We start from the raw sequence: 21,286 nt of genomic DNA, 5'->3' as shown, positions 1-21,286 counted from the left end.
CGTAAGGACACTAACACCTGAAGCTAGCGCGTCTACCAATTCCGCCACCTTCGCATACCATCGACACTATGAAAGTATCGTTACCACGGAGGCGCATTCTAGTGGTTTTCGGCGACACGTCAATAGTTAATTATGCAGGTTGTATCGATTGCTGCAAAAATGGGCGGATTTGCCCGCAGGAAGCGCCAGCGGTACCAGAAACGGGCCGCCGGCGTGAGAAGGCGACTATTTTTTCGCCTGACGGGTCATGATGGTGCGATAGACCTTAAAACGTCCGGTCTGGGCGATCACCTCATGGAAGCCGAACGTCTCATCCAGCACCTGCGGATACGGCAGGAAGGCGTTGGCGACAATGCGCAGCTCGCCGCCGCTGTTCAGATGGCGAACCGCGCCGCGGATCAGCGCCTGGGCGGCTTCGAGGCTGGTCTGCAGCCCGTCATGGAATGGCGGGTTGGAGATGATCATGTCGAAGCGACCATTGACCTCGGAGAAGACGTTGCTGGCAAACACATCGCCAGCCAGGCCGTTGGCGGCAAGCGTCGCGCGGCTGGCTTCGACCGCAGGGGCGCTGACGTCGCACAGGGTCAGGCGCACTTTCGGCGAATGGCTGGCCAGCGCGGCGGCCAGCACGCCTGCGCCGCAGCCGACGTCCAGCACTTTCCCTTTGGTATGCGGCTCGAGGGTGGAGAGCAGCAGCTGGCTGCCGACGTCCAGCCCGTCACGGCTAAAGACGCCTGGCAGGGTTTTAATCGTCAGATTATCCAGTGTGTATTCGCCCCAGAAGGCATCGGCGTCGAAGGCGGGCTGCTTTTCCAGTCGGCCATAATAGAGGCCACAGCGGCGGGCGCTATCCACTTTGTTTAATGGCGCGTATTCAGCCAGCATCTGCTCCGCGCTGCGGACGCCGCTGCGGTTTTCACCGACGACGAAAATGTCGCTTCCCACCGGCAGCAGAGTGAGCAGGTTCATCAGCTGGAACTGTGCCTCTGGTTTATTCTTTGGCCAGTAGTAGATCAGGGTGTCGCATTCGGCGACGTCAGCGGCCTCAGCCACTAAGCTAAAACGGACGGTGTCTCCCATCTGGCGGTTGAGGGCCTGCCAGTGGTGGAACTGTTGGGTGTGGGCGCGGCTGGCCGCGGTATCCAGACGCGCAGGCAGGTCATCCTGCAGGTCACCGGCAAACAGAACGCGGGCGGACTCGAAATCATCACTGTGGCGCAGCAAGACTTCACTTGCCGGGGTAAAAGCGGACATGAAACACTCCTTCATTAAGACTGGCGCCGATTATAGTAGTTTGTTGGCGCAGATACGACGGATTTGCTATATTGCGCGCTTGTTTAACAGGAGTGTTTCGCTATGACATCCCGACGAGACTGGCAACTACAGCAGCTGGGCATTACCCAGTGGTCGCTGCGCCGACCGGGGGCGTTGCAGGGCGAAATCGCTATCTCGCTTCCTGAACATATTCGTCTGGTGATGGTGGCGGAAACCCCGCCGTCGCTGACAGAGCCGCTGATTGGCGACGTATTGCGCGCGCTGGCCGTGACGCCAGATCAGGTCCTGCAGCTGACCCCGGAGCGGGTGGCGATGCTGCCGCAGGACAGCCGCTGCAACAGCTGGCGGTTGGGCACAGAGGCGTCGCTGCCGCTGGCGGGCGCCCAGGTGTCCACCCCCGCTTTTGATGAACTCCAGACCAGCGCGCCGGCTCGCAGGGCGCTCTGGCAACAAATCTGCGCACATGAACACGATTTCTACCCTCAGCACGGCTGATTTAACCCGAGCCTGGCAAATCGAAACCCGCGCCCACGCTTTCCCGTGGAGCGAACAGACCCTGGCCAGTAACCAGGGGGAACGCTATCGCAACTATCAGCTGTCGGTGGATGGCGAAATGGCGGCGTTCGCCATTACGCAAGTGGTGCTGGATGAGGCGACGTTGTTCAATATCGCGGTCGATCCCGCTTACCAGCGCCGTGGCCTGGGGCGAGCGCTGCTGGAACACGTCATTGATGAAGTCGAAAGGCTCGGCGTCGTCACGCTATGGCTGGAGGTGCGCGCCTCCAACGTTGCCGCTATCGCGCTGTATGAAAGCTTAGGCTTCAATGAGGCGACGATTCGCCGCAACTACTACCCGACGGCCGACGGGCGCGAAGACGCCATTATTATGGCTCTGCCAATCAGTATGTAAGACAAGGTGATACGATGAAATGGGACTGGATTTTCTTTGATGCCGATGAAACGCTGTTTACGTTTGATTCTTTCAGCGGCTTGCAGCGGATGTTTCTCGACTACAGCGTGACCTTTACCGCCGAAGATTTTCAGGACTATCAGGCCGTGAATAAGCCGCTATGGGTGGATTACCAGAACGGCGCCATCACCTCGCTGCAGCTGCAGCACCAGCGCTTTGACAGCTGGGCGGAACGTTTGAATGTGCCGCCGGGGGAACTCAACGACGCGTTTATGAATGCGATGGCGGAAATCTGTGCGCCGCTGCCGGGCGCGGTCTCTCTGCTCAACGCGCTGCAGGGCAAGGTCAAGATGGGCATCATCACCAACGGCTTTACCTCGCTGCAGCAGACTCGTCTGGAGCGGACCGGTTTACGCGATCACTTTGATTTGCTGATTATTTCTGAAGAAGTGGGCGTCGCCAAACCGGACGCGCGCATTTTCGATTACGCGCTGGCGCAGGCGGGTAACCCACCGCGCTCGCGGGTGCTAATGGTCGGCGATACCGCCGAGTCGGATATTCGTGGCGGCGTGAATGCCGGACTGGCGACCTGCTGGCTCAATGCGCATCAGCGCGAGCTGCCGGCGGACCTCGAGCCGGACTGGACGGTGACCTCGTTAAGCGAACTGGAGCAGCTCCTGTGTAAACACTGATTGCCTCCCCCCCGTTGATGGGTAAAATAGCCGCAATTTTTCGTATTCCACATGCGTGGCTCATGGCCGCGTTTACTTAGAAGATTAATTATGACGTTGTCTCCTTATCTGCAAGAGGTGGCCAAACGCCGCACTTTTGCCATTATTTCTCACCCGGATGCCGGTAAGACCACCATCACCGAAAAGGTGCTGCTGTTCGGACAGGCGATTCAGACCGCCGGTACCGTAAAAGGTCGTGGCTCCAGCCAGCACGCGAAATCCGACTGGATGGAAATGGAAAAGCAGCGTGGTATCTCGATCACCACCTCGGTGATGCAGTTCCCCTATCATGACTGTCTGGTGAACCTGCTGGATACCCCGGGGCATGAAGACTTCTCGGAAGATACCTACCGTACCCTGACGGCGGTGGACTGCTGCCTGATGGTGATTGACGCGGCAAAAGGCGTCGAAGATCGGACCCGTAAGCTGATGGAAGTCACCCGTCTGCGCGATACGCCGATCCTCACCTTTATGAACAAACTCGACCGTGATATCCGCGATCCGATGGAGCTGCTGGATGAAGTGGAGAACGAGCTGAAAATCGGCTGCGCGCCGATTACCTGGCCTATCGGCTGCGGTAAGCTGTTCAAGGGCGTCTATCATCTCTACAAAGATGAAACCTACCTGTATCAGACCGGTAAAGGCCATACCATCCAGGAAGTGCGCATCGTGAAGGGGCTCAATAACCCGGATCTCGACGCGGCGGTGGGGGAAGATCTGGCGCAGCAGCTGCGCGACGAGCTGGAGCTGGTGCAGGGCGCGTCGAACGAGTTCGATAAAGATCTGTTCCTGGCCGGGGAAATCACCCCGGTGTTCTTCGGGACCGCGTTAGGTAACTTCGGCGTTGACCATATGCTGGATGGCCTGGTGGAGTGGGCGCCGGCGCCGATGCCGCGTAACACCGACACCCGTGAAGTCACCGCGGCGGAAGAGAAGTTCACCGGCTTCGTGTTTAAAATTCAGGCCAATATGGACCCGAAACACCGCGACCGCGTGGCTTTCATGCGCGTGGTGTCAGGTAAATATGAAAAAGGCATGAAGCTGCGTCAGGTGCGCATCGGTAAAGACGTGGTGATCTCCGACGCGCTGACCTTTATGGCCGGCGACCGTTCGCACGTTGAAGAAGCCTATCCTGGGGATATCATCGGCCTGCATAACCACGGCACCATTCAGATTGGCGATACCTTCACCCAGGGCGAGATGATGAAGTTCACCGGTATTCCGAACTTCGCACCGGAACTGTTCCGTCGTATTCGCCTGAAGGATCCGCTGAAGCAGAAACAGCTGCTGAAAGGGCTGGTTCAGCTCTCTGAAGAGGGCGCGGTGCAGGTCTTCCGTCCGATCGCCAATAACGATCTGATCGTCGGCGCCGTGGGTGTGCTGCAGTTTGACGTCGTCGTGGCGCGCCTGAAAAGCGAATACAACGTGGAAGCGATTTACGAATCGGTCAACGTGGCCACCGCGCGCTGGGTTGAATCCACTGACGTGAAGAAATTCGAAGAGTTCAAACGTAAAAACGAAGTTCAGCTGGCGCTGGATGGCGGCGATAACCTGACCTACATCGCCCCGACGATGGTCAACCTGAACCTGACGCAGGAGCGTTATCCTGACGTGGTGTTCCGCAAAACGCGCGAGCACTAATCCCTGACGAAGCGCGGCGCAGGCCGCGCTTTTTTCTTCTTCCGCCCGCGCTTCCCTCCTTCTGGAAAGTTCTTAAAACGCCGCTAATTCGTCTGTTTTTTATCCATATCCTCCGCAACCCCTTCGCCTGTCTACTATATTTAATTCGTGTTTTTAAAAATGCTGGCGTAATTCACTGCGATAAGACGCCAGCGCTGGTGAAAAAACGAGGACATCACGATGACCAGACTAAAGAATGCCAATATGTTGCTGGCGCTCTTCTTAGGCTTAGCCGCGTTGAACGCCTCGGCAGAGACGGAAAAAACAACGGTAGACAGTGCGAAGTCAGCTGCCAGCAATGCGGGAGAGGCGGTAGACAATTCGATTAATAAAGTCGGCGATTTTATGGACGACAGCACCATTACCGCACGGGTAAAGGCGGCGCTGATCGACCATAAAGATATTAACTCCGGCGATATTTCGGTGAAAACGGAAAACAAAGTGGTCACCCTCAGCGGCGACGTCACCAGTGCTGAACAGAAAAGTCAGGCGCTGAGCGTGGCAAAAGCGGTCGAAGGCGTCTCTCAGGTCAACGACAAGCTGACGGTGCAGCACAAATCGTCGAGTGAGACGGCGACGCTGAAAGGCTATGCCGGGGACACCGCTATTACCAGCGAAGTGAAGGCCAAGCTGCTGGCGGATGACATTGTCCCTTCGCGCAATGTGAAAGTCGAAACTAACGCCGGCGCAGTGCATCTGACCGGTACGGTGGCTTCCGCGGCGCAGGCTGAGCGCGCCGCAGAGATTGCGAAAGCGGTTTCCGGTGTGAAAAGCGTCCGCAACGATCTTAGCGTGAAGTAAATCGAGTTATTAACAAAAGTGTTGTCTGGCCAAGGTTGCCGAACGAATAGCAGCACCCACTGAGCGATGAGCTTTCCAGAAAGGGTGCGCAAACCGCTGTTCACCGTCCATTATGGTAAGGAGAAAAGTATGTTTCGATGGGGAATTATTTTTCTGGTCATTGCATTAATTGCTGCGGCCCTGGGCTTTGGTGGTCTGGCGGGTACTGCCGCTGGCGCCGCGAAAATCGTCTTTGTCGTCGGGATTATCCTGTTCCTGGTGAGCCTGTTTACAGGACGCAGACGTCCGTAGAGGGACAACAATCCGGGCGATGCTGAAGCCTGAGCGTTTTTACTGACACGTCGTCTTACACAAAGCCAGTCCTGCGGACTGGCTTTCGCGGTTTAAGCGATGGGCAAATTGCGTTACCTTGTCAGGAGAAGACTAATCGAACAGGAAAGCAGGGTGGGGCAACGCATTCCCGTTACGCTGGGCAATATCGCCCCGCTGGCGGTTAAACCCTTCCGACCAGGCAAGCTGGCGCTGGTGTGTGAAGGCGGGGGACAGCGAGGGATTTTCACCGCCGGGGTTCTGGACGAATTCATGCGCGCCGGATTTAACCCCTTTGACCTGATGCTGGGGACCTCAGCGGGGGCGCAAAACCTCTCCGCTTACATGTGTAATCAGCAAGGCTATGCCCGCAAAGTCATCACACGCTACACCACCTCACGCCAGTTTTTCGATCCGATGCGCTTTGTGCGCGGCGGCAACCTTATCGATCTCGACTGGCTGGTGGAGGCCACCTCGCAGCAGATGCCGCTGGCCATGAACTATGCCGAAACGCAGTTCGCGCTGGGCAAAGAGCTGTGGATGTGCGCCTGTCGCGGCGACGATTACTCCGCCAGCTATTTTTCACCGACGCCGCAAACCTGGCTGGATCTGATCCGCGCCTCCAGCGCCATCCCCGGGTTTTACCGCAGCGGCGTGTTACTTGACGGCGTTAGCTACCTTGACGGCGGCGTCAGCGATGCGATCCCGGTACAGGAGGCGGCCCGCCGCGGCGCTCAGACCATCGTGGTGATCCGCACTGTCCCTTCGCAGATGTTTTACACCCCGGAGTGGTTTAAGCGGATGGAGCGCTGGCTGGGGGAGAGCAGCCTGCAGCCGCTGGTCAATCTGGTGCATCATCACGAAACCACCTATCGCGCCATCCAGCAGTTCATCGAAAAACCGCCCGGCAAACTGCGGATCTTCGAAATCTATCCCCAGCGGCCGCTGCGCAGCATGGCGCTTGGCAGCCGACTGCCGGCGCTGCTGGAGGACTACAAAACCGGACGCCAGTGCGGCCGTTATTTCCTGGCCACCGTGGGTAAACTGCTGGCCGACCGGCCGCCGCTGTTGCGCCACGCGCCGCGTATCGCCCGGCCTGCGCCGGTGGTGGTGCCGCCGGTGCCGGTGGCCAATGAAGCGCCGCAGGCGACCATCATCGCTGCGCCGCAGGCCAATGACGCAAGCTTTAATCATGAGGATCTGGCGTGACGCACCGTTTTATCGATACCCACTGCCATTTCGATTTTCCCCCCTTCGCGGAAGATGAGGTCGCCAGCCTGGCGCGTGCGGCGCAGGCCGGCGTCGGGCGAATTATCGTTCCGGCCATCTCCGCTGAGCGTTTTAGCCGCGTGCTGGCGCTGGCGGCGCAGCACGAGGCGCTGTATGCCGCGCTGGGCCTGCATCCGATTGTCATCGAGCAGCACACCGATGAGGGGCTGGCGCAACTGGAGGCGTCGCTGGCGCAGCGCCCGCCAAAACTGGTGGCGGTGGGGGAGATTGGTCTCGATCTCTATCGCGACGAGCCGCAGTTCGATCGTCAGCAGGCGCTGCTGGAAGCGCAGCTGCGTCTGGCGAAGCGTTACGATCTGCCGGTGATCCTCCACTCCCGACGCACCCACGATAAGCTGGCGATGCTGCTGAAAAAACATGCCCTGCCGCGTACCGGGGTGGTACATGGCTTCGCCGGCAGCCTGCAGCAGGCCGAGCGTTTCGTGCAGCTTGGCTATAAGATCGGCGTTGGCGGCACCATTACCTATCCCCGCGCCAGCAAAACCCGCGAGGTGATGGCGCGTCTGCCGCTTTCAGCCCTGCTGCTGGAGACCGATGCCCCGGATATGCCGCTCAATGGCTTCCAGGGACAGCCCAATCGCCCGGAGCAAGCTGCGCGGGTATTTGACGCCCTGTGCGAACTCCGGTCGGAGCCGCCGGCAGCCATAGCCGAAGGGATAATGCGCAACACGCTCGCCTTGTTTTCCCTGCCCTCAGCCACTGTATGGTGATCGAATTCTCATAATTGTTCATCCATATCATTGATTTGCTTAAAATGTGTGAAGCCTGGCAGGCAGGATAGTTTCATGCCGATATAATCACGCCGTTAGTGCTGGACTATCAAAACACAGGGAATCTGTATGCAAATCCTCATGGGACTTATCGGCATGGTGGCGCTGTTGGCCATTGCTGTGCTGCTCTCCAATAATCGAAAAGCCATTAACCTGCGTACTGTGCTCGGCGCCTGGATAATCCAGGTGGGTATCGGCGCGTTGATATTGTATGTACCGGCCGGGCGCTCGGCGCTGTTAGCGATGTCGAACGGCGTCGCCCGCGTAATTGCCTATGGCAATGAAGGGATCGGTTTCATCTTCGGCGGGCTGGTCTCCGATAAAATGTTCGAGGTGTTTGGCGGCGGCGGCTTTGTCTTTGCCCTGCGCGTGCTGCCGGTGATCGTCTTCTTCTCGTCGCTGATTGCCGTGCTTTATTACCTGGGCATTATGCAGCTGGTCATTCGCATTCTCGGCGGCGCGCTGCGGGCGGTACTGAAGACCTCGCGTACCGAATCGCTGTCGGCCACGGCGAACATCTTCGTTGGTCAGACCGAAGCGCCGCTGGTGGTGCGTCCTTATATCGCCACTATGACCCGCTCGGAGCTGTTTGCGGTCATGTGCGGCGGCCTGGCCTCGGTGGCAGGTTCCGTGCTGGCGGGCTATGCGCAGATGGGCGTTCCGCTGGAGTACCTGATTGCCGCGTCGTTTATGGCGGCGCCGGGTGGATTGCTGTTTGCCAAAATTATCGTACCGGAAACGGAAACGCCGGACGATAACCCGGCTCATGACCGCCAGAGCGCTGACGCGGATAAACCGGCCAACGTGCTGGACGCCGCCGCCTCCGGCGCCGCGTCTGGTATGCAGCTGGCGCTCAATGTCGGCGCGATGCTGCTGGCGTTTATCGCGCTGATCGCCCTGCTGAACGGCATTCTGTCCGGCGTCGGCGGCTGGTTTAACCATCCGGAGCTGTCGCTGCAGATGATCCTCGGCTGGGTCTTCTCACCGCTGGCGTGGGTGATCGGCGTGCCGTGGCACGAAGCGACGGTCGCGGGATCGTTTATCGGCCAGAAGCTGATCATTAACGAGTTCGTGGCCTATATGAACTTTGGCGAGTATCTGAAGGCGGACGCCGAGGTGGCGGCGGCCGGGCTGCAGGTTATTTCAGATCACACTAAAGCCATTATCTCTTTCGCGCTGTGCGGATTCGCTAACCTGTCATCGATCGCCATCCTGATTGGCGGCCTCGGGGGGATGGCGCCCAACCGGCGTCAGGATATCGCCCAGCTTGGGCTGCGTGCGGTGGCGGCGGGGACGCTGTCTAACCTGATGAGCGCCACCATCGCCGGGGTTTTCCTCGCCCTCTAAGCCAGTTCCCTCAACCAGCGGCCGCCGCGTCGCTGGTTTTATTGAATTTGTGAAAATTCCATCATTTCTGACTTTCAGAAAAATAGCTTATATTTCAAAATATAATAATTGTATCACCGGCTGGGTGGGCAAAATGTGCGCCACGGTGTCGAGAGTCTCTGTCATTGTGTGTTAGAATTATCACATCCTCATTGGGTGCGGAGTTTCGATTATGCTTAAGAGGGGCGTGAGGATAATTACCGCGGTATGCGTTGATATTTTGTGATTAAAGTCACATTACAGTAATGCAAATTAGTAAGTAGTTTTCATTAACTGTGATGAATGTCGAAGTGTAGCGGCGAGTGAATGTTACAATAGTAACAGACTCGCAAGGTGAACAAACTATTGAACCGGCACTGCGCCGGCGGAGTATGAAATGACTGATTTAAAAGCAAGCAGCCTGCGCGCGTTAAAACTGATGGACCTGACCACCCTGAACGACGACGACACCAATGAAAAGGTGATTGCCCTGTGTCATCAGGCGAAAACCCCGGTGGGTAACACCGCGGCGGTCTGCATCTATCCGCGCTTCATCCCGATTGCCCGTAAAACGCTGAACGAGCAGGGAACGCCGGAGATCCGCATCGCTACGGTCACCAACTTCCCGCACGGTAATGACGATATCGACATTGCGCTGGCGGAAACCCGCGCGGCGATCGCTTACGGTGCCGATGAAGTGGACGTGGTGTTCCCGTACCGCGCGCTGATTGCCGGTAACGAGCAGGCCGGCTTCGAGCTGGTGAAAGCCTGTAAAGAGGCCTGCGCGGCGGCCAACGTGCTGCTGAAAGTGATCATCGAAACCGGTGAGCTGAAAGAAGAAGCGCTGATCCGTAAAGCGTCTGAAATCTCTATCAAAGCCGGGGCCGATTTCATCAAAACCTCGACCGGTAAAGTGCCGGTGAATGCTACGCCGGAAAGCGCGCGCATCATGATGGAAGTCATCCGCGATATGGGCGTTGAGAAAACCGTTGGCTTCAAACCGGCGGGCGGCGTGCGCAGCGCGGAAGATGCGCAGCAGTTCCTGGCGATCGCCGATGAGCTGTTTGGCGCCGACTGGGCCGATGCCCGTCACTACCGCTTTGGTGCCTCCAGCCTGCTGGCCAGCCTGTTGAAAGCCCTGGGTCACGGCGACGGCAAGAGCGCCAGCAGCTACTGATTGTCAGACATTGCCGGATGACGCTTCGCTTATCCGGCCTACAGGATCGTAGGGCGGGTAAGCGTAGCGCCACCCGCCACCATTCACCCGATTCCTCATGGGGGTTACCGTGTTTCTCGCACAAGAAATTATTCGTAAAAAACGTGATGGTCAGGCATTAAGCGATGAAGAGATCCGCTTTTTCATCAACGGCATCCGCGACAATACTATCTCAGAAGGGCAGATCGCCGCGCTGGCGATGACCATCTTCTTCCACGATATGTCTATGCCGGAGCGCGTTTCGCTGACCATGGCGATGCGGGATTCCGGTACCGTTCTGGACTGGAAAAGCCTCAACCTTAACGGCCCGATCGTCGATAAACACTCCACCGGCGGCGTCGGGGATGTCACTTCGCTGATGCTGGGACCGATGGTGGCCGCCTGCGGCGGTTATGTGCCGATGATTTCCGGCCGCGGACTCGGCCATACCGGCGGTACCCTGGATAAACTGGAAGCGATCCCGGGCTTCGATATCTTCCCGGACGACAACCGCTTCCGCGAGATTATTAAAGATGTCGGCGTGGCGATTATCGGGCAGACCAGCTCCCTCGCTCCGGCGGACAAACGTTTCTATGCCACCCGCGATATTACCGCGACGGTGGACTCCATCCCGCTGATCACCGCCTCGATCCTTGCCAAGAAGCTGGCGGAAGGGCTGGATGCGCTGGTGATGGACGTCAAAGTCGGCAGCGGCGCGTTTATGCCGACTTATGAACTTTCCGCCGCGCTGGCGGAAGCGATCGTCGGGGTCGCCAACGGCGCCGGCGTGCGCACCACCGCGCTGCTGACTGATATGAACCAGGTGCTGGCCTCCAGCGCCGGGAACGCCGTTGAAGTTCGCGAAGCGGTCCAGTTCCTGACCGGCGAATACCGCAACCCGCGTCTGTTCGACGTGACGATGGCGCTGTGTGTAGAGATGCTGATTTCCGGCAAGCTGGCGGCGGACGATGCCGACGCGCGCGCGAAGCTGCAGGCGGTACTGGATAACGGTAAAGCGGCGGAAGTCTTTGGCCGTATGGTCGCGGCGCAGAAAGGACCGAGCGACTTTGTCGAGAATTATGATCATTATCTGCCGACGGCGATGCTGAGCAAAGCAGTCTATGCTGATACCGAAGGTTTTGTCAGCGCGATGGATACACGCGCGCTGGGTATGGCAGTGGTTTCTATGGGCGGCGGCCGCCGTCAGGCATCAGACACCATTGACTATAGCGTTGGCTTTACCGAGATGGCGCGTCTGGGTGACCGCGTGGACGGACAGCGTCCGCTGGCGGTGATCCATGCCAAAGACGAGAACAGCTGGCAGGAGGCCGCGAAAGCGGTCAAAGCGGCCATTAAACTGGACGATAAAGCTCCGGAAATTACACCGACAGTCTATCGCCGTATCACCGAATAGCGATATACTGATCTGATCGCTTTTTTGCAGCGCAAGATGTATGGAGAACAAGATGAAACGTGCATTTATCATGGTGCTGGACTCCTTTGGGATTGGCGCAACGGAAGACGCAGACCGCTTTGGCGACGTCGGCGCCGATACCCTGGGCCACATTGCGGAAGCCTGCGCCAAAGGCGAGGCTGACCACGGCCGCAAAGGCCCGCTGAATTTACCGAACCTGACCCGTCTGGGGCTGGTGAAAGCGCATGAAGGCTCTACCGGTAAAATTGCCGCCGGAATGGATGGCAATGCCGAAGTGATTGGCGCCTGGGCCTGGGCGCATGAACTCTCTTCTGGTAAAGATACGCCGTCCGGCCACTGGGAAATCGCCGGCGTGCCGGTGCTGTTTGACTGGGGCTACTTCAGCGATCATGAAAACAGCTTCCCGCAGGAGCTGCTGGATAAGCTGGTGAAACGCGCCAACCTGCCGGGCTACCTCGGCAACTGCCACTCTTCCGGGACGGTGATCCTCGATCAGCTCGGCGAAGAGCATATGAAAACCGGGAAACCGATTTTCTATACCTCCGCTGACTCCGTGTTCCAGATCGCCTGTCACGAAGAGACCTTTGGCCTCGACAAGCTGTATGAGCTGTGCGAAATCGCCCGTGAAGAGCTGACCGAAGGCGGCTACAACATTGGCCGCGTCATCGCTCGTCCGTTTATCGGCGATAAAGCCGGTAACTTCCAGCGTACCGGCAACCGTCACGATCTGGCGGTCGAACCGCCGGCGCCGACCGTGCTGCAGAAGCTGGTTGACGAGAAGAACGGCCACGTGGTGTCTGTCGGTAAGATAGCGGACATCTACGCAAACTGCGGCATCACCAAAAAAGTGAAAGCCACCGGGCTGGACGCGCTGTTTGACGCGACCATCAAAGAGATGAAGGAAGCCGGCGACGAGACTATCGTCTTCACCAACTTCGTCGACTTTGACTCCTCCTGGGGCCACCGTCGCGATGTCGCCGGCTACGCGGCGGGTCTGGAACTGTTCGACCGCCGTCTGCCGGAGCTGATGGAGCTGGTAGGGGAAGACGACATCCTGATCCTCACCGCCGACCACGGCTGCGACCCGACCTGGACCGGTACCGACCACACCCGCGAGCATATTCCGGTGCTGGTGTACGGCCCGAAAGTGAAACCAGGATCGTTAGGCCACCGCGAAACTTTCGCGGACATCGGCCAGACGCTGGCGACATACTTTGGTACCTCGCCAATGGCCTACGGTAAAAACATGCTGTGATGCAATTGCCCGGTGGCGCTCAGCGATCCGGGCCTACGGTTTTGTCGGCCGGGTCAGGCGTAGCCGCCCGGCAAAAACAACAATGTAAAAGGAACTGAAGATGGCAACTCCTCACATTAACGCAGAAATGGGCGATTTCGCTGACGTAGTCTTGATGCCGGGCGACCCGCTGCGCGCCAAGCACATTGCAGAAACCTTTCTCGAAGACGTGCGTGAAGTGAACAACGTGCGCGGCATGCTGGGCTTCACCGGCACCTATAAAGGCCGCAAAATCTCCGTCATGGGCCACGGGATGGGTATTCCGTCCTGCTCTATCTACACCAAAGAGCTGATCACCGATTTCGGCGTCAAGAAAATCATCCGCGTCGGCTCCTGCGGCGCGGTGCGCGAAGACGTCAAACTGCGCGACGTGGTGATCGGTATGGGCGCCTGCACCGACTCCAAAGTGAACCGTCTGCGTTTTAAAGACCACGACTTCGCGGCGATTGCCGATTTCGGCATGGTGCGTAACGCGGTAGACGCGGCGAAAGCGCTGGGCGTTGACGCGCGCGTCGGCAACATCTTCTCTGCAGACCTGTTCTATACCCCGGACCCGTCCATGTTCGACGTGATGGAAAAATACGGCATCCTGGGCGTGGAAATGGAAGCGGCGGGTATCTACGGCGTGGCGGCGGAATTCGGGGCGAAAGCGCTGACCATCTGCACCGTGTCTGACCATATTCGTACCCACGAGCAGACCACTGCCGCGGAGCGTCAGACCACGTTCAACGACATGATTAAAATCGCGCTGGAATCCGTGCTGCTGGGCGATAAAGAGTAAAAGCTGTTGTGCCGGGCGGCGGCTTCGCCTGACCCGGCCTGCGGTTTTCCAGGCCCGCTAAGCGCTACGCCAGCGGGCTTTTTTTTAGCGTACCGCGCCGGCAATCCACACCGACAGCGCTTTGAGTTCCGCTTCCTGCTCCGGGAAGTCCTCCATCAGCGCCTCACACTGCTGCTGCAAAACCTCAGCCCGATACTGACAGCCGATTAAGCGTTCCGCCAGCGCCTCCAGCGGCGCCGGATTCAGGCTATCGGTAAAGGCCTGCGCGCGGGTAATATGGCCCTTCTCAACGTCAAAATGCAGCTCGACGCCACCCCAGGGGAAGCGCTCGTCCAGCAGGTGGGAAAAGGCAGGCGCCTGGCCGAAGTTCCACTCCCAGCTGCTCTGGCGTGCGAAAGTGTCGGCAAAGTTCGGCAGGTCCGGCGTGTTGTCCGGGGAGATCACCTCGGCGTCTACCCGTTCGCCGTAATGGCTGAAGAACGCCTCCTGGATCGCCTCGCAAACTTGCTGATGGGTAATGCCCGGCAGCAGCTCAACCAGGTTCGCCACCCGCCCGCGCACCGAGGTAATGCCTTTAGCCTGCAGCTTTTTCTGGTCCGGGTTGAGGTAGTTGGCGAGACGGCTTAGATCGGCGTTGAGCAGCAGGGTGCCGTGGTGAAAACCGCGGTCCATGGTTTCACGATAGGCGGAGCCGGAGACTTTGCGGTCGCCGCTGTCGGTTTTGACCACCAGATCGTTGCGCCCGGAGGCGTCGGCGGTTACGCCAAGTGAATTGAGCGCCGCCAGCACAATAGCGGTGGAGACGGTTTTGTCGTACTCCGGTTTGCCTGCCATAAAGGTAAAGCAGGTATTGCCGAGGTCGTGGAACACCGCGCCGCCGCCGCTGCTGCGACGGGCCAGCCGCACATGATCTTCCTCCATGCGGCGGGTATTACACTCCTTCCACGGGTTCTGCGCGCGGCCGATGACCACGGTATCGGCATTGCGCCACAGGAACAGCACCCGCTGGGTGGCGGGCATCTGGCGGAAAATGCACTCCTCGACCGCCAGGTTGAACCACGGGTCGTAAGAGTCAGAAAGCAGGAGGCGCAGTGTGGACATTATAGATTTCCTTTCTTTTCATCGTCTTCATCCTCAACCGGCTTGTTGGCGGTGAGCAGGAAGGGCGATTGCTGCCAGCGGGTGCGTTTGCCCTGCAGCAGCGTGCGGGTCAGTACCACGCCGATTGCCAGGGACAGCAACAGCATCAGGCGTAAGATATTGGTGGTATTATCCACCTGCTTCGCCTCGGTCGCCAGCGTATGGGTATCGAGGGTCAGACGCAGGTAGCCCAACGGACCGTTTTTTCCCGGTACCGGCTCGACAATCTGCTGGTTGAAGTAGCCGCCGGCTTTCTTACCATCCAGCGCCAGCCGGTCGCGAACCTCGACGCTTTCGCCAGAGCGCGCCACCAGGTCGCCCTGGTCGTCATATACCCCGGCGTCCAGTACGCGGCTGTTGTGGGTGAGCTGCGTCAACAGCTGATTGATGCGCTTTTCGTCCGGCGTTTCGCTGCGCATCAGCGGCGCGAGATTCAGCACCACCTGCTGCGCCAGCGTGCGGGCCAGCTCTTCCAGCTGCGGATTGCGTTGTTTCTGACTGTTCTGACTGAACCACGAGGCGCCCTGCATCAGCGCGACGAGCAGGGCGAGACAGATAAGGACAATGACCGCACGATGCAGCCGGAATTTCAGTTTTGCGCGAACCATATTCCACCTTTGAAAATTTGCAGCTTAATGTTGCCAGAAGCGCTGGTTACAAGGTAGCCTCATGCGTTATTTTCCTCGCCTGAATGAAGAGATGTGGAGCCGTAATGCCTAACAGTTTGACCTGGTGCGACCTGCCTGAAGACGTTTCCCTGTGGCCTGGGTTGCCGCTTTCCCTGAGCGGTGACGAGGTCATGCCGCTGGATTATCACGCCGGGCGCAGCGGCTGGCTGCTGTACGGGCGTGGGCTGGATAAACGCCGTCTGACGGACTGGCAGCGTGAGCTGGGCGCCGCGTTAGTGATCGTCGCCTCCTGGGTGGTCGAGGATTACCAGGTGATCCGCCTGGCCGGTTCGCTGACCCCCCGTGCGACGCGACTGGCGCATGAGGCGGGGCTGGACGTCGCGCCATTGGGTAAAATCCCTCATCTGCGCACCCCGGGACTGCTGGTGATGGATATGGACTCCACGGCGATCCAGATCGAATGCATCGATGAGATCGCGAAACTGGCCGGCACCGGCGAGCTGGTGTCGGAAGTGACCGAGCGGGCGATGCGCGGGGAGCTGGACTTCACCGCCAGCCTGCGCCAGCGCGTGGCGACGCTGAAAGACGCTGATGCCAGCATTCTGCTGCAGGTTCGCGACGCGCTGCCGCTGATGCCGGGCCTGGCGCAGCTGGTGCTCAAGCTGGAAACGCTGGGCTGGAAGGTGGCGATCGCCTCCGGCGGCTTCACCTTCTTCGCCGAGTATCTGCGCGATAAGCTGCATCTCGACTCGGTGTTCGCCAACGAACTGGAGATCCGCGACGGCAAGCTCACCGGCAACGTGCTCGGCGATATCGTCGATGCCAAATACAAAGCCAATACGCTGCGCAAGCTGGCGGAAAAGTATGCGATCCCAACGGCGCAGACCGTGGCCATCGGCGATGGCGCCAACGACCTGCCGATGATTAAGGCTGCCGGGCTTGGCATCGCGTATCATGCTAAGCCTAAAGTGAATGAACAGGCGGAAGTGACTATCCGCCACGCTGACCTGATGGGGGTATTCTGTATTCTCTCGGGCAGCATGAACCAAAAGTAAGAGGTAAACGTGGCGAAAGCTCCAAAACGCGCATTTGTCTGTAATGAATGTGGTGCGGATTATCCGCGCTGGCAGGGGCAGTGCAGCGCCTGCCATGCCTGGAATACCATCACCGAGATGCGCATCGCCGCGTCGCCGCAGGTGGCGAGAAACGAGCGTTTGTCAGGCTACGCCGGTCACGCCGGCGTCTCGAAGGTGCAGAAGCTGTCAGACATCAGCCTGGAAGCGCTGCCGCGTTTCTCCACCGGTTTTAAAGAGTTCGACCGCGTACTCGGCGGCGGCGTGGTGCCGGGCAGCGCGATCCTGATTGGCGGTAACCCCGGCGCGGGGAAATCGACGCTGCTGCTGCAGACGTTGTGCAAGCTGGCGGAAGGGATGAAAACCCTGTACGTCACCGGGGAGGAGTCCCTTCAGCAGGTGGCGATGCGCGCCCATCGCCTTGGGCTGCCGACGGCGAACCTGAACATGCTGTCGGAAACCAGCATTGAGCAGATTTGTCAGATTGCCGAGGAAGAAAAACCGCAGCTGATGGTGATCGACTCTATCCAGGTGATGCATATGGCCGACGTTCAGTCGTCGCCGGGCAGCGTCGCCCAGGTACGTGAAACGGCGGCCTACCTGACGCGCTTTGCCAAAACACGCGGCGTGGCGATCGTCATGGTCGGCCACGTCACCAAAGACGGTTCGCTGGCCGGCCCGAAGGTGCTGGAGCACTGTATTGACTGCTCGGTGCTGCTGGACGGCGATGCCGACTCCCGCTTCCGCACTCTGCGCAGCCACAAAAACCGCTTTGGCGCGGTGAACGAGCTGGGCGTCTTCGCTATGACCGAGCAGGGGCTGCGCGAAGTGAGCAACCCATCCGCTATCTTCCTCAGCCGGGGAGATGAAATCACCTCCGGCAGCTCGGTGATGGTGGTCTGGGAAGGGACCCGCCCGCTGCTGGTGGAGATCCAGGCGCTGGTGGATCACTCGATGATGTCCAACCCGCGCCGCGTGGCGGTGGGGCTGGAACAGAACCGTCTGGCGATCCTGCTGGCGGTGCTGCATCGCCACGGCGGCCTGCAGATGGCCGATCAGGACGTTTTCGTCAACGTGGTCGGTGGGGTGAAGGTCACGGAAACCAGCGCCGATCTGGCGCTGCTGCTGGCGATGGTCTCCAGCTTGCGCGATCGCCCGCTGCCGCAGGACCTGGTGGTCTTTGGCGAAGTGGGGTTGGCTGGCGAAATTCGCCCGGTGCCGAGCGGACAGGAGCGTATCTCCGAAGCGGCGAAGCATGGCTTCCGCCGCGCCATTGTCCCGGCGGCCAATGTGCCGAAAAAAGTGCCGGAAGGCATGCAAATCTTTGGTGTGAAAAAGCTTTCAGACGCGCTAAGCGTTTTTGACGACTTATAATAAGTTAAAAGGAGATTAGCGATGTCGTCATTTGACTATTTAAAAAGCGCCATAAAGCAGAAAGGCTGTACCCTGCAGCAGGTGGCGGAAGCCAGCGGGATGACCAAAGGGTATCTCAGCCAACTGTTGAATGCCAAAATCAAAAGCCCGAGCGCGCAGAAGCTAGAAGCGCTGCATCGTTTCCTCGGGCTGGAGTTTCCCCGCCGACAGAAAAGCGTCGGCGTGGTGTTTGGTAAATTTTACCCGCTGCATACCGGGCACATCTATTTGATTCAACGCGCCTGTAGCCAGGTCGATGAGCTGCATATCATCATGGGCTATGACGACACTCGCGACCGCGAGCTGTTTGAAGAGAGCGCCATGTCGCAGCAGCCGACGGTGCCTGACCGCCTGCGCTGGCTGCTACAAACCTTTAAATATCAGAAGAATATTCGCATCCATGCCTTCAATGAAGAGGGGATGGAACCCTATCCGCACGGCTGGGATGTGTGGAGTCATGGGATCCGCGCTTTTATGAGCGAAAAAGGGATCGAGCCGAACCGGATCTATACCTCGGAAGAGGCCGATGCGCCGCAGTACCTTGAGCATCTGGGGATCGAGACGGTGCTTATCGATCCTAAGCGGACCTTTATGAATATTAGCGGCGGCCAGATCCGCGAGAACCCGTTCCGTTACTGGGAATATATTCCGACGGAAGTGAAACCGTTCTTTGTGCGGACGGTGGCGATCCTCGGCGGCGAGTCGAGCGGGAAATCAACGCTGGTCAATAAGCTCGCCAATATCTTCAATACCACCAGCGCCTGGGAATATGGCCGGGATTATGTCTTTTCGCATCTCGGCGGCGATGAGATGGCGCTCCAGTATTCGGATTACGATAAAATAGCCCTCGGGCATGCCCAGTATATTGATTTCGCAGTGAAATATGCCAACAAGGTGGCGTTTATCGATACCGACTTCGTCAGCACTCAGGCGTTCTGCCTGAAGTACGAGGGGCGAGAGCACCCGTTCGTGCAGGCGCTGATTGATGAATACCGCTTCGATCTGGTGATCCTGCTGGAGAACAATACCCCGTGGGTGGCCGATGGGTTACGCAGCCTTGGGAGTTCGGTGGATCGTAAAGAGTTTCAGTCGCTGCTGGTGTCGCTGCTGAAAGAGAATGAGATCGAGTTCGTCCATGTTAAGGAGTCGGACTACGATACGCGCTTCCTGCGCTGCGTCGAGCTGGTGAAGCAGCTGATGGGGGAGCAGGGGTAGATCCTCTGCGGGCTGATGCCCTCACCCCGGCCCTCTCCCGGTGGGAGAGGGAGCAAACATTAAAAAAGGCAACTTGCGTTGCCTTTTTGCATTTTATTTTGAGATACGTTTGTACTTGATTCGCTTCGGCTCCAGCGCGTCGGCGCCGAGGGTGCGTTTCTTGTACTCTTCGTACTCGGTAAAGTTACCTTCAAAGAACTCCACCTTACCTTCATCCTGGTAATCCAGAATGTGGGTGGCGATACGGTCAAGGAACCAACGGTCGTGCGAGATAACCATCGCGCAGCCCGGGAACTCCAGCAGGGCGTTTTCCAGCGCGCGCAGGGTTTCGATATCCAGGTCGTTGGTCGGTTCATCGAGCAGCAGTACGTTACCGCCAACCTGCAGCAGCTTCGCCAGGTGAAGACGACCGCGTTCACCGCCGGACAGTTCGCCAACGCGTTTGCCCTGGTCTACGCCTTTGAAGTTAAAGCGGCCCACGTAGGCGCGGCTCGGCATCTCGGTGTTGCCGATCTTCATGATATCCAGGCCGCCGGAGACCTCTTCCCACACGGTCTTGCTGTTGTCCATCGCGTCGCGGAACTGATCGACGGAGGCCAGCTTAACGGTTTCGCCCAGGGTGATGGTGCCGGAATCTGGCTGTTCCTGGCCGGACATCATGCGGAACAGCGTAGATTTACCCGCGCCGTTCGGGCCGATGATGCCGACGATAGCGCCCTTCGGTACCGAGAAGCTCAGATCGTCGATCAGCACGCGGTCGCCGTAGGATTTACGCAAGTTGCTGACTTCCAGAACTTTATCGCCCAGACGCGCGCCTGGCGGAATGAACAGTTCGTTGGTCTCGTTACGTTTCTGGTATTCAACGTTGTTGAGCTCTTCAAAGCGCGCCAGACGGGCTTTGCCCTTGGACTGACGGCCTTTCGCGCCCTGGCGAACCCACTCGAGCTCTTTCTCGATGGATTTGCGACGCGCTGCTTCCTGAGAGGCTTCCTGCGCCAGACGCTGATCTTTCTGCTCCAGCCAGGAGGAGTAGTTGCCTTCCCACGGAATACCTTCGCCGCGGTCAAGTTCGAGGATCCAACCGGCGACGTTATCGAGGAAGTAACGGTCGTGGGTAATTGCCACCACGGTGCCTTCGAAGTCGTGCAGGAAGCGTTCCAGCCAGGCGACGGACTCGGCGTCCAGGTGGTTGGTCGGTTCGTCGAGCAGCAGCATGTCTGGTTTTTCCAGCAGCAGGCGGCACAGCGCGACGCGGCGGCGTTCACCACCGGAAAGATTGGCGATTTTCGCATCCCAGTCCGGCAGGCGCAGGGCGTCGGCCGCGCGCTCCAGCTGCACGTTCAGATTGTGGCCGTCGTGCGCCTGGATAATCTCTTCGAACTTACCTTGCTGTGCGGCAAGCTTATCGAAGTCTGCATCCGGCTCGGCGTATTTGGCATAGACTTCGTCCAGGCCCTTCAGCGCGTTAACCACTTCGGCGACCGCTTCTTCAACGGACTCGCGTACGGTGTGCTCCGGGTTGAGCTGCGGCTCCTGCGGCAGGTAGCCGATTTTAATGCCAGGCTGCGGACGCGCTTCACCTTCGATCTCGGTGTCGATACCGGCCATGATGCGCAGCAGGGTAGATTTACCGGCGCCGTTCAGACCGAGCACACCGATTTTTGCGCCAGGGAAAAAGCTGAGGGAGATATTTTTCAAAATATGACGTTTCGGCGGAACCACTTTGCCGACACGATGCATGGTATAAACGAATTGAGCCACGTTGGACTTCGCCTCTTTCTATTTTGATAGATAGTTCAAAGCCGAAGTGTAGCCTTTTTCGCGCGCTAATCCCAGCGAGGCGACAGGATTCACAGAAGCGTAAAAAAATGTTCAGGACATGGCGCGTTTAGCGTTGTCTGATTAGCATAAGTAAAGCCGCCTGCCGAACCGGCAGGGGCTTTTAAGCGGCACGATGCTGCGAAAATGCACCTGAAAGAG

20 protein-coding genes are annotated in these 21,286 nt (G+C 58.5%); 16 read left to right on the top strand and 4 right to left on the bottom strand.

What is annotated here, in order from left to right:
• Nucleotides 1-225: 225 nt before the first annotated feature.
• Complete coding sequence (gene rsmC, locus ABLV04_RS22085; RefSeq protein ID WP_348816187.1) at nucleotides 226-1,254, bottom strand: 16S rRNA (guanine(1207)-N(2))-methyltransferase RsmC; 1,029 nt, start codon at nucleotides 1,252-1,254, stop codon at nucleotides 226-228.
• Nucleotides 1,255-1,356: 102 nt separating this feature from the next.
• On the opposite strand from rsmC, the gene ABLV04_RS22080 reads away from it, so the two are divergent.
• The 13 genes from ABLV04_RS22080 to deoD all read left to right on the top strand — a co-directional run bounded on the left by ABLV04_RS22080 (nucleotide 1,357) and on the right by deoD (nucleotide 13,836).
• Entirely contained in the window at nucleotides 1,357-1,770 is a 414-nt protein-coding gene (locus tag ABLV04_RS22080; protein ID WP_004886506.1) for a DNA polymerase III subunit psi, read from the top strand.
• Nucleotides 1,739-2,185, top strand: coding sequence for a ribosomal protein S18-alanine N-acetyltransferase (gene rimI, locus ABLV04_RS22075; protein ID WP_023291887.1), 447 nt, complete (start codon nucleotides 1,739-1,741; stop codon nucleotides 2,183-2,185). Before ABLV04_RS22080 ends, rimI begins: the two co-directional genes overlap by 32 nt.
• A 14-nt stretch (nucleotides 2,186-2,199) precedes the next feature.
• Nucleotides 2,200-2,877, top strand: coding sequence for a pyrimidine 5'-nucleotidase (gene yjjG / locus ABLV04_RS22070; protein ID WP_023291888.1), 678 nt, complete (start codon nucleotides 2,200-2,202; stop codon nucleotides 2,875-2,877).
• Nucleotides 2,878-2,967: 90 nt separating this feature from the next.
• A complete protein-coding gene (gene prfC, locus ABLV04_RS22065) occupies nucleotides 2,968-4,557 on the top strand; it encodes a peptide chain release factor 3 (protein WP_025711754.1) in 1,590 nt (529 codons plus the stop codon).
• 219 nt (nucleotides 4,558-4,776) lie between these two features.
• Nucleotides 4,777-5,397 (top strand): molecular chaperone OsmY, encoded by a 621-nt coding sequence (gene osmY, locus ABLV04_RS22060; RefSeq protein WP_017901234.1) that lies wholly within the window; start codon nucleotides 4,777-4,779, stop codon nucleotides 5,395-5,397.
• Between the two features lie 129 nt (nucleotides 5,398-5,526).
• Nucleotides 5,527-5,688, top strand: a complete 162-nt coding sequence (locus ABLV04_RS22055) for a DUF1328 family protein (RefSeq protein WP_002887716.1) — start codon at nucleotides 5,527-5,529, stop codon at nucleotides 5,686-5,688.
• A 153-nt stretch (nucleotides 5,689-5,841) separates the two neighbouring features.
• Nucleotides 5,842-6,915, top strand: coding sequence for a patatin family protein (locus tag ABLV04_RS22050; RefSeq protein WP_023291890.1), 1,074 nt, complete (start codon nucleotides 5,842-5,844; stop codon nucleotides 6,913-6,915).
• Nucleotides 6,912-7,706 (top strand): metal-dependent hydrolase, encoded by a 795-nt coding sequence (locus ABLV04_RS22045; RefSeq protein ID WP_032452382.1) that lies wholly within the window; start codon nucleotides 6,912-6,914, stop codon nucleotides 7,704-7,706. Before ABLV04_RS22050 ends, ABLV04_RS22045 begins: the two co-directional genes overlap by 4 nt.
• A 129-nt stretch (nucleotides 7,707-7,835) precedes the next feature.
• Nucleotides 7,836-9,113, top strand: coding sequence for a NupC/NupG family nucleoside CNT transporter (locus tag ABLV04_RS22040; protein WP_023291892.1), 1,278 nt, complete (start codon nucleotides 7,836-7,838; stop codon nucleotides 9,111-9,113).
• A gap of 415 nt (nucleotides 9,114-9,528) precedes the next feature.
• Nucleotides 9,529-10,308: a deoxyribose-phosphate aldolase gene (deoC, locus tag ABLV04_RS22035; protein ID WP_180266027.1), complete on the top strand. Its 780-nt coding sequence runs from the start codon at nucleotides 9,529-9,531 to the stop codon at nucleotides 10,306-10,308.
• Between the two features lie 109 nt (nucleotides 10,309-10,417).
• Nucleotides 10,418-11,740 (top strand): thymidine phosphorylase, encoded by a 1,323-nt coding sequence (deoA, locus tag ABLV04_RS22030; protein WP_032429093.1) that lies wholly within the window; start codon nucleotides 10,418-10,420, stop codon nucleotides 11,738-11,740.
• Nucleotides 11,741-11,792: 52 nt separating this feature from the next.
• Complete coding sequence (deoB, locus tag ABLV04_RS22025) at nucleotides 11,793-13,016, top strand: phosphopentomutase (protein ID WP_023291895.1); 1,224 nt, start codon at nucleotides 11,793-11,795, stop codon at nucleotides 13,014-13,016.
• Between the two features lie 100 nt (nucleotides 13,017-13,116).
• The gene (gene deoD, locus ABLV04_RS22020) at nucleotides 13,117-13,836 is read left to right on the top strand and encodes a purine-nucleoside phosphorylase (RefSeq protein WP_002887789.1); all 720 of its coding nucleotides are present in this window, start codon (nucleotides 13,117-13,119) and stop codon (nucleotides 13,834-13,836) included.
• Between the two features lie 84 nt (nucleotides 13,837-13,920).
• Here deoD and lplA read toward each other — a convergent pair whose 3' ends face one another.
• Together lplA and ABLV04_RS22010 are read right to left on the bottom strand one after the other, a co-directional pair.
• Nucleotides 13,921-14,937: a lipoate--protein ligase LplA gene (gene lplA, locus ABLV04_RS22015; RefSeq protein WP_032452385.1), complete on the bottom strand. Its 1,017-nt coding sequence runs from the start codon at nucleotides 14,935-14,937 to the stop codon at nucleotides 13,921-13,923.
• Nucleotides 14,937-15,584, bottom strand: a complete 648-nt coding sequence (locus ABLV04_RS22010; protein ID WP_023291897.1) for a YtjB family periplasmic protein — start codon at nucleotides 15,582-15,584, stop codon at nucleotides 14,937-14,939. Before ABLV04_RS22010 ends, lplA begins: the two co-directional genes overlap by 1 nt.
• 104 nt (nucleotides 15,585-15,688) lie before the next feature.
• Between ABLV04_RS22010 and serB the strand changes: the two genes are divergently transcribed.
• The 3 genes from serB to nadR are packed head-to-tail and all read left to right on the top strand — an operon-like array spanning nucleotide 15,689 to nucleotide 19,306.
• A complete protein-coding gene (serB, locus tag ABLV04_RS22005) occupies nucleotides 15,689-16,660 on the top strand; it encodes a phosphoserine phosphatase (RefSeq protein ID WP_180266026.1) in 972 nt (323 codons plus the stop codon).
• 9 nt (nucleotides 16,661-16,669) lie between these two features.
• Complete coding sequence (radA, locus tag ABLV04_RS22000; protein ID WP_023291899.1) at nucleotides 16,670-18,052, top strand: DNA repair protein RadA; 1,383 nt, start codon at nucleotides 16,670-16,672, stop codon at nucleotides 18,050-18,052.
• Between the two features lie 21 nt (nucleotides 18,053-18,073).
• A complete protein-coding gene (gene nadR, locus ABLV04_RS21995) occupies nucleotides 18,074-19,306 on the top strand; it encodes a multifunctional transcriptional regulator/nicotinamide-nucleotide adenylyltransferase/ribosylnicotinamide kinase NadR (RefSeq protein WP_004886547.1) in 1,233 nt (410 codons plus the stop codon).
• Between the two features lie 93 nt (nucleotides 19,307-19,399).
• On the opposite strand, the gene ettA is transcribed toward nadR, so the two are convergent.
• Nucleotides 19,400-21,067, bottom strand: a complete 1,668-nt coding sequence (gene ettA, locus ABLV04_RS21990) for an energy-dependent translational throttle protein EttA (protein WP_023291900.1) — start codon at nucleotides 21,065-21,067, stop codon at nucleotides 19,400-19,402.
• Between the last annotated feature and the right edge of the window lie 219 nt (nucleotides 21,068-21,286).

It is taken from the genome of Klebsiella sp. JN_Kp127, assembly GCF_040062505.1.
Classification (GTDB): Bacteria; Pseudomonadota; Gammaproteobacteria; order Enterobacterales; family Enterobacteriaceae; genus Klebsiella; species Klebsiella quasipneumoniae.
This window is presented reverse-complemented; position numbering and strand designations above follow the sequence as displayed.